This is a genomic window from Myxococcus sp. CA005, from assembly GCF_006518205.1.
GTDB classification, from domain to species: domain Bacteria; phylum Myxococcota; class Myxococcia; order Myxococcales; family Myxococcaceae; genus Myxococcus; species Myxococcus xanthus.
In genome coordinates this window covers 1-13,737 of record NZ_SRLV01000026.1, presented here as the reverse complement: position 1 = coordinate 13,737, position 13,737 = coordinate 1, and the positions used below count along the sequence as shown (strand labels likewise).

12 protein-coding genes and 1 pseudogene are annotated in these 13,737 nt (G+C 66.7%); 5 read left to right on the top strand and 8 right to left on the bottom strand.

From position 1 onward, the window contains the following. Positions 1–781: 781 nt before the first annotated feature. The 3 genes from FMQ63_RS13885 to FMQ63_RS38695 all read right to left on the bottom strand — a co-directional run bounded on the left by FMQ63_RS13885 (position 782) and on the right by FMQ63_RS38695 (position 3,505). Complete coding sequence (locus tag FMQ63_RS13885) at positions 782–2,167, bottom strand: DUF2079 domain-containing protein (RefSeq protein WP_020478495.1); 1,386 nt, start codon at positions 2,165–2,167, stop codon at positions 782–784. Positions 2,168–2,812: 645 nt separating this feature from the next. Further along, a complete protein-coding gene (locus FMQ63_RS13880) occupies positions 2,813–3,370 on the bottom strand; it encodes a dihydrofolate reductase family protein (RefSeq protein WP_011556083.1) in 558 nt (185 codons plus the stop codon). A gap of 9 nt (positions 3,371–3,379) precedes the next feature. Beyond that, positions 3,380–3,505 (bottom strand): transposase, encoded by a 126-nt coding sequence (locus tag FMQ63_RS38695; protein WP_020478494.1) that lies wholly within the window; start codon positions 3,503–3,505, stop codon positions 3,380–3,382. Between the two features lie 581 nt (positions 3,506–4,086). Between FMQ63_RS38695 and FMQ63_RS38390 the strand changes: the two genes are divergently transcribed. Then, a complete protein-coding gene (locus tag FMQ63_RS38390; RefSeq protein WP_255509242.1) occupies positions 4,087–4,215 on the top strand; it encodes a hypothetical protein in 129 nt (42 codons plus the stop codon). Between the two features lie 274 nt (positions 4,216–4,489). Here the strand turns inward: FMQ63_RS38390 and FMQ63_RS13870 are convergent, their stop codons facing one another. Next, a complete protein-coding gene (locus FMQ63_RS13870; protein WP_225909508.1) occupies positions 4,490–5,335 on the bottom strand; it encodes a type VI immunity family protein in 846 nt (281 codons plus the stop codon). A gap of 147 nt (positions 5,336–5,482) precedes the next feature. On the opposite strand from FMQ63_RS13870, the gene FMQ63_RS37905 reads away from it, so the two are divergent. Beyond that, positions 5,483–5,929, top strand: coding sequence for a sce7726 family protein (locus FMQ63_RS37905; protein WP_011556081.1), 447 nt, complete (start codon positions 5,483–5,485; stop codon positions 5,927–5,929). Positions 5,930–6,092: 163 nt separating this feature from the next. On the opposite strand, the gene FMQ63_RS13860 is transcribed toward FMQ63_RS37905, so the two are convergent. Continuing rightward, positions 6,093–8,672 carry a kelch repeat-containing protein gene (locus tag FMQ63_RS13860; protein ID WP_026114177.1) on the bottom strand — a complete coding sequence of 860 codons (2,580 nt, stop codon included), beginning with the start codon at positions 8,670–8,672 and terminating at the stop codon, positions 6,093–6,095. Between the two features lie 434 nt (positions 8,673–9,106). Between FMQ63_RS13860 and FMQ63_RS38385 the strand changes: the two genes are divergently transcribed. Next, on the top strand, positions 9,107–9,229 hold the full coding sequence (locus FMQ63_RS38385) for a hypothetical protein (protein WP_011556079.1): 123 nt from the start codon (positions 9,107–9,109) through the stop codon (positions 9,227–9,229). Between the two features lie 213 nt (positions 9,230–9,442). Here the strand turns inward: FMQ63_RS38385 and FMQ63_RS13855 are convergent, their stop codons facing one another. The 3 genes and pseudogenes from FMQ63_RS13855 to FMQ63_RS13845 form a co-directional block, all read right to left on the bottom strand. Next, complete coding sequence (locus FMQ63_RS13855) at positions 9,443–10,777, bottom strand: hypothetical protein (protein ID WP_020478492.1); 1,335 nt, start codon at positions 10,775–10,777, stop codon at positions 9,443–9,445. A 14-nt stretch (positions 10,778–10,791) separates the two neighbouring features. Then, positions 10,792–11,078: pseudogene (locus tag FMQ63_RS13850) on the bottom strand (integrase core domain-containing protein); the annotation flags it as partial. A 54-nt stretch (positions 11,079–11,132) separates the two neighbouring features. Next, on the bottom strand, positions 11,133–11,828 hold the full coding sequence (locus FMQ63_RS13845) for a pirin family protein (protein WP_225909507.1): 696 nt from the start codon (positions 11,826–11,828) through the stop codon (positions 11,133–11,135). Between the two features lie 260 nt (positions 11,829–12,088). Here FMQ63_RS13845 and FMQ63_RS13840 point away from each other — a divergent pair, with 260 nt between their 5' ends. Next, positions 12,089–12,919, top strand: coding sequence for a LysR family transcriptional regulator (locus FMQ63_RS13840; protein WP_011556076.1), 831 nt, complete (start codon positions 12,089–12,091; stop codon positions 12,917–12,919). 185 nt (positions 12,920–13,104) lie between these two features. Further along, a complete protein-coding gene (locus FMQ63_RS13835) occupies positions 13,105–13,473 on the top strand; it encodes a hypothetical protein (RefSeq protein WP_011556075.1) in 369 nt (122 codons plus the stop codon). The last annotated feature ends 264 nt before the right edge of the window (positions 13,474–13,737 follow it).

Sequence of the window (13,737 nt, the reverse complement as noted above, 5' to 3'; positions counted from 1 at the left end):
GCCTCTCGACGCCACGAAGGGGCCGACTCTCAGGCGTCCGGCGCGCCTCGTGGGATGCCGCGGACCGATGCACCGGTGGAGATGATGAGGAAGCTCTCGACAACCCCATCCTGGCGAGTATCTATCCTTGTTGAAAATTGACCGCACCCTTGTGGATGGCCAAGCGCGACAAGACCTGGCGCTGTCATGCGCCTCGGGTCAGTGCTCACCTACGACATGGTGATCGCCATGTTTCTCATCATGGCTCTGAGCACACGCCCCAGTTCGTGGCAATTGCCCTGACGACCTATGTCAGGGCAGGCATAGGTGTGGACACATTCACCCGATGGGTAGACGAGAGTCGATGAGGTGCTGAACGAAGACGTCGATGGCGGCGAGCGACTTGTCTTCTCGGTCCCTCTGGATGTCGAGCCGGCGGTGCTCCTTCCAGATAGCGGTCGCAGTCTGCCTCAGTAGGTTCCGCATCAGCTTCATCAACCGGAACGCGTCGGGCGGCCACGTCGCGACTTCGCTCGTCTGTCCGCATCGAAGTCGTCGACGCAGAGGCAGGAGGCCCTCCGGAGGAGGCTTGCGCTCTGGTTGAATCGCATGCGCCACCTTGAAGGATTCTGGAGCGTGGCCAGGACGCCAGTCCGCGGGACGCGGGGGGCCGTGAATATCACTGAGCCCCTGTTCTCGAGCGAATGCCTCCACGTACTTGAGGAGTAGCGGCCCGTGGTCCGGGTTGCAGCGCTTCTCGTCACGGAAGTTGGCTTAGAACTGCGCTCAATAAGTTGTAGGGTCAGCGGTGCGCAGTAAAGCGCCCTCGCGCCATGAAAACGTTCTCGTCATCGATAATGACTTGCGTGCTTGCATCTGTGCGCCAGACGTCGATGAGTTCCCGCACTCGCGTGGAGGTGAGGGGCCAGACGTCACCATGCGGAGGCTTCTCGACGAGCACCCACTCATGGACGCGCCCCTCGTCCGGCTGTGGGCCGCCCACGGCGTAAATCTCGCTGCGGTGCGCCAGCAAGGTGACAAGGTTGCTGCTCAGCAGCGCCGAGCCCTCGCTGTGCTGGGTGAGCATGTCCACGCCCCGAGAGAGGCTCGCCAGTCGCTCCGGTGTCCTGGGACAATGACGCGGGGAGGTCTGGGGAGAGACAAGCGTGCTCGTGAGCTTCCGCAGGTTCGGCTCGTTGCTGGCGAGGAGCACCACGCTGGTGGAGGCGATGACCCACCAGGGCGGGCTCCGGGTGCGGAGGACAGGCAGGAAGCCCATGAGCGCCGCGGCGACAACCGATACGCCATAGTGAAACCGCCAGGCCATGGCGAGGAAGCGGATGCCCAGCATCGGGAGCAGGACCAGCAGCCAGGTCCAGTCGGGCCGCAGCCGTTCACGCCATGCCCAGACCCCCAGTGGGACGAACAGCAGCGTCAGGGTGCCGATGCGCGACACATGAGGCGGAGCCAGACGGAGCGAGAGATAGTGGAACCAGCCTCCCTCCATCCCCTGTCTGAGGCGGAAGGTGTAGTCCACGGTGGGGCCCAGGAGCCAAGGGCGCAGCCCATAGACCCATGTGAGCCAGGCGAGCGACAGCGCCCCCACGAATGTCGCGAGGCGTCGCTCCCCACGCAGGAACAGCGCGAGGGTCAGCATGACGCCTCCGAAAGCGAACTCCTCCTTGCAGGCAAACAGGAGGACCAGCGACGCCAGGAGCAATCCTTGGCGGCGCAGATGGAAGGCCAATCCCGTCAGCACCCAGGGCAGTACGGACCACGTCGTCGGGTGGACGGGGAACTTCATGGCCTCCACCATGCTGGGACTCAGCAGCAGGAGTACCGCGAGCAGAACCAAGGCATTGCGGCTCAGCAACCCCTTCAAGTGGAGCCAAAGCAGGGGGGCCACGGTGAGCAGCACGAAGAGTGCCTCGACGACCAACGCGGCCCACATGGGTGGGATTATCCGCGCCAGAGGATGGGCCACCCAGAGGATGGGGTCGAAGTGGTCGTTGAAGATGAAGACCTGCCGCGCACTGATCCACGGGTTGGGCTCCGCCAACGACAAGCGCGCCACTGCCTGGGAATAGATACCCAGGTCGAAGTTCGGGAAGCATACCTGCGCGGCCTGAAGCCAGACAGGAACTACGACGAACACCCCCCAGATGAGGACCACGAGAAGCAGGGCCATGGCCCCCAACCCGTGCCGCACGCGTCCGGGGCTCGAATCACTAATGGAAGGAACCATGGCGCCAAGTCGAGGCGATGCTGGCAACGGTCGTGGGCTCGTGCCGATTATCGCTCTCCTACGGTGTCAGGTCCTACAGGCCGTGTCACGGCTTTGGACGAAGGGGGCCGCCGGAACAGAGCCATGCGTCCTTGTCAGACTGCGCGGGACGTTGTTGAGCAACCGCAGAACCCGGACTGGGCGTTTGGCGACTCCGCGGTGCGTGCAGTGACAGTCGCGGGGCCCAGAAATTGAAGTTGGGTGAAATGAACGTCGACTGAGCAGGAGTCGCTCTAGCGGCAGCAGGCACGAGCCAGCACGCCTGAGCATGCCGTAAGGCAAGGTTTTCGATTGAGTTCGCCGCGAACTTTACTTCTTGTGTGGCCGTATGTCAGAGCGACGGGCGTCGTCAGCTTGCTTCTCAAGGGTGTTGAAGTGGGGGCATGTCGGATGTGATTTGGGGCGCACAGTCCCGAGGGCGAAGAGCTCAACAGGCCCCATCACTCTGATGCGTTGGGTGAGCCAGAAAGCGTGGGCCGGGAGTATACGGGGCCGCCCCGCTCTAGGGAGGATTCGGCTCCCTGCTCCCGGCGGGCGGGGCCGGGCGTCTCAGTGCGCGCGCCGGTAGTGCATGGCGACCGCGCCGCTGCGGAGCGGCTTCGCCGAGAGCAGCTCAAGCCGTCGCGTGCTGGGCAGCCCGCTCTGGTACAGGGTCGGGCCGTGGCCGGCGATCCTGGGGTGGACGAGGAACTTGTACTCGTCGATCAGATCCAGCCGGTCCAACTCGGTCGCGAGCTTGCCGCTACCGAGGAGCACGCCGGCCGGGGTCGCGTCCTTGAGCTTCTGCACGCCCGTGCGCAGGTCGCCGGCGATGTGGTGGCTGTTGGTCCACGGGAAGTCCTTTCGCGTCGACGACACCACGTACTTCGGCTTGGCCTCCAGCTTGACCGCCCACTCACGCATCGCCGGCGGCGCCTCCTCGTCGCCGCGGGCGACCGCTGGCCAGTAGCTCTCCATCATCTCGTAGGTGACGCGGCCCCACAGCATCGCCCCGCCCTCGTCCATGAGGCGGGTGAAGAAGGCGTGTGTCTCGTTGTCGGCGATTCCCTCCTGGTGGTCGACGCAGCCGTCCAAGGTGACGTTGATGCTGAAGGTCAAAAGTCCCATGCGGCGAGTCTAAGCCATACACTCCTGGCGATGGAACGGCAGGCCGTCGCAGAACTTGTCGCTGAGGATGTGCGCCAGGAGCGAAGGTGTCGCGAGCGCGCGCGGCAGGAACTGCGGCGGCAGCGGTGCGGTCACGCTCGTCGGCTCGGCAGTGTCCGCCGCGTCGGCGTCGCGGTCCCCCCTGAGTCAGGGAAGATGTCGCCTCTGCCGTGAGGGCCTCTCTCACTTGCACTGACGCACGGTTCAATGGGGGACTGATGCTGCGCCCGAGGCTTGAGGAGGCGCAGCCTGGTTCGGGACCGGCAGCCCCGCCTCGCGCATCAGCTACGGCCAGCGGAACTTCGCGAGAGGGGCTTGGGCGGAACAGCCAGCTCCATGCCTTGGCGGTGACCGGGGCAAAGATGGGAACTACCGGAGGGGTACCGAGTCCAGCATGGCGATTCCTCCGTCATCCCCAGCGGTCTTGAAAGTTCAGGCCTGCCGAGAAGGGGGGGAGGTGTCGGAAGCCCGGCCCCCCTCGGTGATAGCCCCGCATCACAGCCGCACGCGCACCTGCCCCGTGCGCGCCTCGCTCACTGGCATTGATGCACTGCCGCAGGGGCCACTGCGCACCCATGGCGCAACGGCCGAATCTTGGGTCGGCACAGGGGGACACCACGTCTTGGCAGTCGCGGGCCGTACCTCTCGCACATGCTGCGACCTACCACATCCGGGTGGTGTCCTCCCTGCTCACCAGGGTGGCCAGCGTCTACGTGTCGCCGCTCAGCTCACCCTGGAGGGAGACGTCCGTCTTTCCCGTCTCCGTGCAGGAGGAGGAGCGCGGTGAGAAGCACAGCTCGCATTGATGTCTCCTTTAGAGCGGGCGGCATGGTGCTGGGTGAAGAAGGATTGGAGTGTACTCGGCGTCGCGGTGATGCTCGGAGGTGGCTGTGGGAGCGTCAGGTGTGGCGGCGATTCCTGGCCCGCCGCGCGCCCGTGGATCGCGGCTCCCTCGCGACGTGAGCGCCCACGCGGGGGCGTCATTCCCGCTGACGCAGGCGCAGTTTCACCGGCGTGGATTTCACTTCGGTGGCGTTGATTCGCTTGAGGTAACGAACTGGTGTCGCATCGCCGGAGCCATCAGGCGCGGTCGAAGCGCCGGAACCAATCGTCCGTCCGCTCGGCCTGGTCATCGCTGCTGCCCGTCGCGAACCATGGAGATTGTTCCCGCGCGCGCTCGATCAGCGGCCGCAACAACCTGTGGAGCCGATGGTAGTCGGGCGCGGTTTCGCCACGGGTGCGATCGATGAACCCAGGCGACGCGCCAAGTTGGAAGAGCACGCCGGCGCCGAGGTGCGTCCATTCGATGGGCGCCTCCAAGGTCTGCTCGACATTCTTCGGGCTGCCCAGCTCTCTGAGGAGCTCGTCGCACACCAAGGTGAGCCAGTTCACCGTCTTCCCGGCGTTGTTCGCTACCGCGTGGCGATCCTGTAGTGAGCGTACGATGTCCATCTGAGGATGGCGCATCGATTTTTGCCACGCGAAGGACTCACCAACTTCGGACGAGTAACGTGAAACCTGGTAGCCGAAACCGGCGCAACCCGACCTGTAAGGAAAAATCTCGGCGATTCGACGCACCAGCGCAGCCATGTCGCGCACGCGTGCGAGGCCGTCCTCCGGCGCAAACGTCATGCACAGAGAATTCGCCAGTTGATCGGGGTCCCCTCGGCGATCTCGATCACGCCCGTAGACCTTGAACAAATGCTTGGGAGCATCCAGCGCGTGCTCGCCGTCCTTGAGCTCCAGCGCCACGATTCCGTCCTTGTCTTGCGGATTCCGTAGCGACGACTCGAGCATACCGAAGGTCTTCGGACCGACCGGGCGGTGCTTGCGCATGTTCTCGTCGGCGTAGAAGCGCAGTCGCTCACGCGGACAGAGCTCGAAGTACATCTCCTGGCAACGCAGCAGCACCTCGGGGATCGCCAAGAACGAAACGTCCGTGAAGAGGGTGATGGCAAAGACCCCATGACGCTCGAGATGCTGCTGGAGGAGGAGATACGGGGCCTGGTGGGAGCCGGGCGCTGGCAGCAGGTGGCGGGGCGCTACAGGCTCTGAGTTCGATAGCGATGGGCCATGCATGACATCGACGTTCGCAACGCCCTGTGGGAGCAACTCGGCGCCGCGCATGCAGGCGAGGACGACACGCGCCTGCTCGACGAGTTCGGGCTGGAGCTCGGTGACGTCCGCGTCAATGTCGTGGTCATCGATGGTGAGATTCACGGCTACGCGAGCAAGAGCGAGCGCGACGCCCTGACACGGCTACCTCGTCAGGTGGCTGCCTACGGCGCCGCACTTGACCGCGCGACCCTCGTCGTCGCGGAAGGACGCTTGGTCAAGGCATCAGCTCTCGTGCCGGAGTGGTGGGGATTGAGTATCGCGCACTCAGTTGGGGGAAGTGCGGTGCGTGTCGAAGCCCATCGGTTCACAGCGCGAAATCCGGAGCCGCGCGGGGCGTGCGTAACAAGCCCCGCGCGTTCCTCTACGAGCGTCTCACGCAATGCCTTGCGCCTGACCAGCTAAGGGCCCAGATGCGCCGGGTATTGAAGTCGCGAACACGCTGGCGTGCTGGCGAACAGCGAACGTGAGGTGATGGTACGTTCCCACTCGTTGCCACGCTGTGCGATGACGCCGCGTCTCGTTCCCCAGTCCTCGTAGGCCATGAACCGCATGATAGACGCGTCGGCTACTGACGCACGAAGCCGCGCGGGTGGCTGCGCGCGGTGCTCGTGGGCCGCAGATTCGCGGACTCGAACTGCTCGTAGCGGAAGCCGGAGCCCGGCTCGAAGACGTTGGCGGTCACCTCCCAGGCCGTGCCCTGACCGCTGGGGGCGGGCCTGCTCGGAGCCAGCGTGCTGGGCTGCGGGAAGTCGAAGGCCTGCGCGCCCGCCTGTGCCTGCGAGAGATGCACCCAGTCCCACGACATCCCTCGCGCGCCTCGACGCACGGAGATCAACTCCGTGCCCGCGGGCGCGGTGAGCTGATACGCCCCCTCCGCGACCGTCGGCACCGTCCCGGTGCCGCATTCACTCAGCCCCGGCGCCACGCCCCGGATGCCATCCGGTAGCGCCACCGCGCCGACAGCACCCGCGGGAGGATTGTAGACCCAGGTCGTCAACGTCTCGCAGAGCGATGCCCCCACGACCGTCGCCTCGAGCGAGACGGCCTGAGTGGCGGGTGCGGACGCAGGGATGTAGGTCGCGGAGAACGTCCTCGACGTGCCGCCCGTGCTCTCTGGGGGGCCATTGGGCTGCGCGGGAAGTCCTGACTGGAGGCGAACCCCTCGCGCATAGCGGGCATTGATGAAGGCGGGCCAATCCGCGGGAGGCACGAGGGTGCCTGTCGTCGTCGTGGTCGCCAGGGGGCCTGGTTCCAGCGCGATGTCCAACGTCGTGTCCGCGACCAGCGGCCCCACCTCCCCCACGTCCTTGTGAGAATAAAGGCCTCCCGACTCGTAGTAGGCATAGACGGAGAGCGGAACGCCCGCCGGCACCCCCGTGAGCTTGTAGCTGGCGACCCCACCCGTCAGACCGACGTAGAACGTGGTCGCGCTGAAGCCGGTGGGCGCGACCACCCAGATGGTGGCGCCACTGAAGCCGCTCGTCACTCCGCCCGAAATCGTCCCCGACAGCGTGACGGTCTCCGCCGCAGACGACGAAGTGGCCCGCTGCCACGCCGTTCCGTCGAAGGTCCACACCGCCCCGGTCCCCGTGAGGAGGACGAGGTCGCCTGTCGTGGGGTCCGTCTCGAGCTTCACCCCACCACTGCTCGGAGGACTCCCCGCTGCGCCCTGCGCGGTGACCGTGGTCCACGCCCCCGCGCTGAACCGGAGCAGATCGTTGCGCGCGGCACCGTTGGACGTTCCTCCGAAGAGATACATCCCCGCGCCGGGCCGATAAGCCATCAATCCACCGCGACGGACCGCCGGCAGCGAGGGCGCGCTCGCCCAGGCATTGGTCGAGCGGTTGTACGTGGAGCACGTCGCCAGGTCGGCGCCGATGGGCGCGCCGCTCGCACCGCCGCAGATCCACATGAGCCCGGAGCTCGTGTCGAGCGCGGCGGCGGCGAAGGCGCGGGCGGTCGGCAACGTCCCGGTGGGAGACAACTTGGCCCACCCCTGGGCATGGCTCCAAAGCTCGTTGTTGACGAACAGGCCTCCCTGCGAGCCCGTCCCGGAGGTACCTCCGAACAGCAAGATGCTGCCCGAGACCGGGGAGGCCGTCACCGCCGCGCCCGAACGCGCGGAGGGCCCCGGCGCCCCCACCTGCTGCCAGGTCCGAGTGGCTGAGTTGAACTGCCACGTGTCCGACAGCTTCGACCCCGTGCAGCTCTCTCCACCGAAGAGCACGCTGATGCCGCTCCCGCGATACTGGAAGGCGCCACCGACCCGCGCCGGAGGCGCCGCGGGCGCCGAGAGTCCCGGGACGGCCCACTCCTCCCAGGTCCCGGTCGCGACGGAGGTGAGCGCCACCGTGTCATTGAGACACCCCGTGGGCTGGTTTGCACCCGAGCCCCGTCCGCCTGTCATGATGAAGCCTCCCGCCTGCGCATCCCAGGTGGCGCTCGCGCTGCCGCGCGGCAGGGGCACCGGGTAGCCGGGGACGAGCAGCGTCACCAGCGAGGCATTCACCTGCGCCATCGTGGCGTTGGAGAGCCCCGCTCCGTTGGCGGTCACGTCCACGGTATCCGATACGCCATCCAGCCCCAGGCCGGTGAAATAGGCGCGCCCCTCTGCATCCGTGAGCGCTTCACGCGCGGGCACGTACTCCACGCCATTCTTTCGCACCCGTACGCCCGCACCCTCGTGTGCGCGCCCATCCTCTCCAATCACGAAGACGGTCAGCGCGTCCGTGATGGGGCTGCCCTCCGGCTCCACGCCCACCGTGCCACTGGACCCGAGCGCCCGCGGAGCCACCACCTCCAGCGACAGCGTTGCCTGGGCTGTCTGCCCGTTCGCGTCCGTGACGACGACGTCCACCGCGTGGCTTCCCGCCATGCCGGGCGCGGGAATCCCCGAGAGGATGCCGGTGTCCTCGTCTATCGTGAGACCAGATGGGAGTCCGGTGGCGCTCACCTGGAGCGGCGCGGTGCCACCCGCCGCGAGGATTGCCTCCGCGACACCGGGGGCACGACGGTACGTCACGCCTTCCGTGGCTTGGGTCAGCTCCGTCGTGAGGATGGCGGGGGCCGAGTCCAGCGAGGCTGCGGAGATGTCTGTCTTTGGAGGCGCGGTGAGGTCGGGGGAATGGACAGCGGGGGATTCCATACAGCCTTGGCTCAGCAATGCGGAAAGAAAGCCAAGGCCCAGGATACGAGCGGTGGTCATGAACGCTCCAGGTCACGAGGGACCTCTCTCAGCCAGGCCCTCCACCTCGAAGCATGCCGAATCGCGTTGCCAGGCCCACCCAAGAGAGGATTTGAAGCCGACGCAGGGTGGCGGACCGGACGAGCAGCGTCAAGGTTGATGGGCTTGCATCGAGGCCCGACACAGGGAAGGACGCGCAAGGCCTCGCTCCAACGTGGGTCGGTGCCCCTTCGGGCATCCCGCGCTCCGGGAGCCTTCCCGCTTCGCCCCCGCCGTGTCCATCTCGACAGGGCACGGCCGCGCGCCGTACGTGGACACGGCCTCCCGGGTCCGCGCCGCGCTGAAGTTCTCTCCGACACCTCGACGTAGGCGTCCCGGGCACGCCGGGCAGCCGCATGGCGCCGACCAAGAATGCCTGGCCGCACGACGCGTTCGAGGACGCCGATGCCGCCGAGGCCCGCGGCGTAGAGCTCGAGCGGCTCAACCCCGGCTCGCGCTTCGCGGTCGCCGAACGCTGACGCCCCTGGGGCCGCGCAGCCCCGCGTGTCGCCACCCGGCGCGTCAGCGCAGCGTTACGCGGCGGCGCGGGGGCGGGTGCTCTGCGGAGTCTTGGGGGCTCTCGGGCGTGGCCTGCTGGGTGGGAACTTCTCGCTCTCTCGTCTTCCGCGCACACGGAGCCGAACGGGAGGTGCCCCTGCTCTCCATCCTGTTCGAGAATCACGAACCTCGCTTTAGGGTTGAGGCGCCGGTGAGCGAGCCTCGGGAGCCTGGAGAACCAGGTCTCCTGGTCGGGGCCCCTTGTTGGCGCGCCAGCCGGGGGCCAGCTCCAACACCCAGCCCTCGCCTTCCCAGCGTGCATCTCGGGGGCCCGACGGGGGGGCGTTCACCGTGGCCGTCTTCCAGTCCGAGGAGAGGAGCACGTCGGAGGTCGCAGTGAGCGAGCCCCACGCATCGACGATGCGGGCGCCGGGATACACCGTGCCGTGCTCGGCGAGCGGGATGAGCTCACCAGGGTTGAATTGGATACGCATGCGCACCAGGGGGAGGTGTAGCACTGGGCCCTCCACCAACTTCTTGCGCAGCGCCTCGGCCCGGGCCTGGGTGAGGCGGGCCCGCTCGCGTTCGGTCTCTCGCAGAGCGGCGCCTCCGTAGCGCGCTTCGCGCTCGGGTGAGGGCTCAGGCATGCCCAGCCGCAGTGCGTCCTGGAGCAGCGTTCCCAGGTCCGCCCCGGCGAGCGCTCGGGCACGCCACCCCTGGGCGCGGGGACCCGCCTCGTCCAGCAGGAGGCCATAGGCGGGTCCTGATGCATATGCGAAGGAGCGCACGAAGGAGCTTCGCTTGACGGCATCGTCGAGGTTCTCCAGCGCCAGGGCCCGCCTGCCACGTGCGTCGGCCACCGCCAGCGTCACACCCGTGTATTCGGCGAGGCCTTCGTGCTCCTCGAGGAGCCCTTCCGCGACCGCCGCTTCAGGGAAGAGCGCTCGGCGCTCGCGACGGAACACCAGTGCGTCCTCGACGGCGCGGGTGCGGACCGAGGGGGGCGTTGCGCGCAGGGCGGCCGCGAGGGCACGCCACTCGAGTTGCAGCAGCGTGCGGCCCTCGATGCCATCGAGGTGGGCATTGTCCTTCTCCCGCCCTGGGTGGCCCAAGGTGGTGCGGAGCCGATGAAAGGCCTCGTGGGCAAGCAGGGCACGGCGACGCGCGGGGGCATCGGGCAACGGAGCTTGGAGCTGGACCCAGGTGGTTCCCGCCCAAGTCAGCGCCGTGTTGGCGATGGTGAGTTCCGAGGGGAACACTCCCACCCAGGGCCCTGTTCCCGAACCGCTCGGCCAGGTGCTCGCGACGAAGACGCGCGTGACGGGATGGACGACGAGGAGAGGGGCACACAGCGACTGTCCCCACAGTCGCCGTCCCGCGGCGTCACACGTTCGTTGGAATTCCGCGAAGGTCGAGGTGAGTGCCCCTACCTCCAGAACGTCGGGCACTGTCTTCACCTCGGGGTCGGCCACGGCCGACCCGAAGCTTGAGATGCCAATCGCCGCCACAGCCACCTGCGCGAGTCTCATCCGCCGAAGGAATCTCATCGAGCCATTGTACCGCGCCGGATTGTTGAGACACCAGGTTGGTTGTAATCAGCAGCCTGCTTCGACTGCATCAGCTCCCGCCGGGCCTGACTCGGCGAGAGGAAGTGGTGGCGCTCCAACAGCCAGTGCTCGTTGTAGCGCTGTGCCCACTCCAGCAGCGCCCGCCGCAGTTCCTCCACGGTGGAGAAGGGGCGCACCCAGAGCAGTTGCTCCTTGAGGGGCGAATGAAGTGCTCGGCACAGCTGTTGCCCTCGGGACTGCGGACGAAGGACGGGCTGGACGCGTCCTGGTTGCGCTCAGGAGGCAGCGACCGAATATCGGGTAGGCACAGGTCGGTTCACGCAACGTCCAGCCAGAGCGCGGCACCTGCACGGTCTGACGAGACGCTTACCGCGCCCGGGCCAACCTCCAGGCCTTCCCCGATGGCGAGTTCGAGGGTGGGCTCACTTCCAACCGCCGCGATCCGCAGTCGTGACGTCATCGCGAGCAGATAGCCTTGGCGCGCCCGGTCGACGATAAGAGTCTCCTCGCTACCCGGAACGAGATCCACCCACCACAATCGCGCATCGGCTCGGAGCGGCATCTCGGGATCGCCCGCCAGCAACTGGCGACCTTGGCCCGCGAGCTCGCGAGTGAAGTACGCGGGCGCCCCGCCGAACGTGTTCGGCTGAAACCAAATCTGCAGCATTCGCGTCGGCTGGTCGGTGTCGTTGCCTTCGGCGTGGACGATTCCGCTGCGTGCAGAGATCAACTGAGCGGACCTTGGTCCGAGGGTCACGCCGTGCGCCTGGTCACCGTGGTGCGACAATGACCCGTCGACTACGACGCTGAGAATATCCATCTCGCGATGTGGGTGGATTGGGAAGCGCGAGTGCGGCGCGAACGTCGCGTCAGCGAGCACGAGAACGGGTCCCATGCGTCGCCCTTCTCCTGCCCTTGGGCCCACCGTCGCGACGAAGTGATCTCGAAGCGAGAGCCACTGCAGCGTGGTGGTGGGAAGAGATTCGATGGTGCGATGAACGAGGTGGGGCATCGATTGTCTCCTAGGCCGAAAGCATCCGGACAGCGCGAGGGCGCCGCCTCCGATCAGGACGGCGCGCTTGGACAGCGTCACGCCTTGATTCCGAAGGGGGCGTCGAGCACGTAGCACCATCCCTCGTCTGCCCCGCGCCGCATGACGTCCGACTTCATCGTAGTTCTCCTGGGTCCGTCGTCGAATGACGGTACCCACGATGAATAGTTGTTGTCGGCGCGATTGATGACTCCGCGTTTTTGCACATATCGTGTGCGTTCATGCACATTTCATGGGACGAGATCCAGACCATCGAGGCACTGGTACGAACGGGAAGCGTCGAGGCAGCCGGGCGCGAGCTCTTGCTGCGACACTCGTCGGTGTCCCGCCGCATCGCGGGACTCGAAGCGCGGTACGGGGCGGTGCTGTTCGTGCGCGGTTCGCGGCTTGTGCCGACCCCGCTGGCGGCGGAAATCGCGCTCCGCGCCGGATCGATGCGAACCCAAGCAACCGAGGTGGCGGGTCTGATGACCGCGGAGCAGCGGGGACGGCAGCAGCGAGTGGTGATTACGACGAGCGACGTCCTGGCTCCGCTCTTGTTTCTGGCGCTGTCCACCATCTCACCGACGCAATCCGTGGAAGTACTGGTGAGCGACCAGGAGATGGCTCTGGTGCCGGGACGCGTCGACCTCGCGCTTCGTCCGAAGCACGAACCGGGTGGCGCGCTACGTGGACGTCGGCTTGGACGGTTGCGGATCGGGGTCTATCGAAGGTCCAGCGGGACGGCGAACTGGATACTTCCGAGCTCGGCCCTCCGCGCCAAGACCTCGATGCAATGGTGGCGCTTCGTTCCGAAGGATGCACCCGAAGCCGTTCTGTGTGACTCGCTGCTCGGGATTCGAGATGCCTGCTGTGCCGGACTCGGACTCGCGGCATTTCCGAGCTTTCTCGCTCATGGAGACCCTCGGCTCCGATTGGAGAGAGAGCTCGAAGGAGGACCTCCGCTCTGGCTCCTCGCGCCGGCTGTTCGCGAGGGGGCAAGGGGCCTCAAGGGGACGCATGACGCCCTCTTCCGGGCCCTGCGCGCGACCGAAGGGGCCTTCGCGAAGTAGGGTCAGCGGGACACCGCACGTCGGTCCCAACGCTCGGCGAAGATGAAGTCCCGCATTCGTCATGGCCCCCCTGTGGCAGGGAAGATGTCGCCTCTGCCGCGCGCGCCTCGCTCCCTCGCATTGACGCATGCCTGGGCGCGCTGAATGGAGGAGGGCTTGAAGTCCGCTTCCCCTGAGGTTTCGACATGCGCAAAGTCTCGACGCCCACCCTGCTTCTCTCGATCTGCGCCGTCGGCATCATCATTGCCCTGGGAGCGACGTGGTGGATGGGCAGGACGAGCATCCTCGTCGTCAATGCGTCGGAACGAGAGCTGCGGAGTCTGGAGGTGAAGTTCCCGGGACGCACATGTCGTTATGAAAATGTCGCCCCTCAAGCCGAGGTCCGGTGTGAGGGGCGGGCGGACGGGGATGGCTACGTCGAGGTCTCGTACCGTTTCGATGAAGGGGCCGAACTCGGCGTGTTTTCGACGAAGTACGTCAATCCCACGCTGGGATGGCGGGGCTCCATGTTGCTGCGGCCCGATGGCACCATCGACGCCACCAGGGCTCGGTAGCGCCTGCAGGGTGGCCCCTGTGTTAGGGAAAATGGGGCAGGTTGGTCTGCTCCCCGAATGAAGCCCTGCGCGAACTCGTTCTCGGCGCTCTCTCCAGAGACTGCGACGGAAAACACGAGGAACATCCGGGGGGTTAGTACTACCCGGTCACATGCGTGACGGCCCCCGAGGAGGTGCGCGGGCGCCGATGTGGCGCAGGCAAAGTGGGCAGTGGCCAATGCGGCGCAGCAGCAGGTGCTGAAGGCGGCGGCGCACTTCGGGCAG

Bases quoted from the DNA above. Each gene is read 5' to 3' on its own strand.
- FMQ63_RS13885 (WP_020478495.1), bottom strand. From the start codon at position 2,167: ATGGCCCTGCTTCTCGTGGTCCTCATCTGGGGGGTGTTCGTCGTAGTT.
- FMQ63_RS13880 (WP_011556083.1), bottom strand. From the start codon at position 3,370: ATGGGACTTTTGACCTTCAGCATCAACGTCACCTTGGACGGCTGCGTC.
- FMQ63_RS37905 (WP_011556081.1), top strand. From the start codon at position 5,483: ATGCATGACATCGACGTTCGCAACGCCCTGTGGGAGCAACTCGGCGCC.
- FMQ63_RS13860 (WP_026114177.1), bottom strand. From the start codon at position 8,672: ATGGAATCCCCCGCTGTCCATTCCCCCGACCTCACCGCGCCTCCAAAG.
- FMQ63_RS38385 (WP_011556079.1), top strand. From the start codon at position 9,107: ATGGCGCCGACCAAGAATGCCTGGCCGCACGACGCGTTCGAGGACGCC.
- FMQ63_RS13855 (WP_020478492.1), bottom strand. From the start codon at position 10,777: ATGAGACTCGCGCAGGTGGCTGTGGCGGCGATTGGCATCTCAAGCTTC.
- FMQ63_RS13845 (WP_225909507.1), bottom strand. From the start codon at position 11,828: ATGCCCCACCTCGTTCATCGCACCATCGAATCTCTTCCCACCACCACG.
- FMQ63_RS13840 (WP_011556076.1), top strand. From the start codon at position 12,089: ATGCACATTTCATGGGACGAGATCCAGACCATCGAGGCACTGGTACGA.
- FMQ63_RS13835 (WP_011556075.1), top strand. From the start codon at position 13,105: ATGCGCAAAGTCTCGACGCCCACCCTGCTTCTCTCGATCTGCGCCGTC.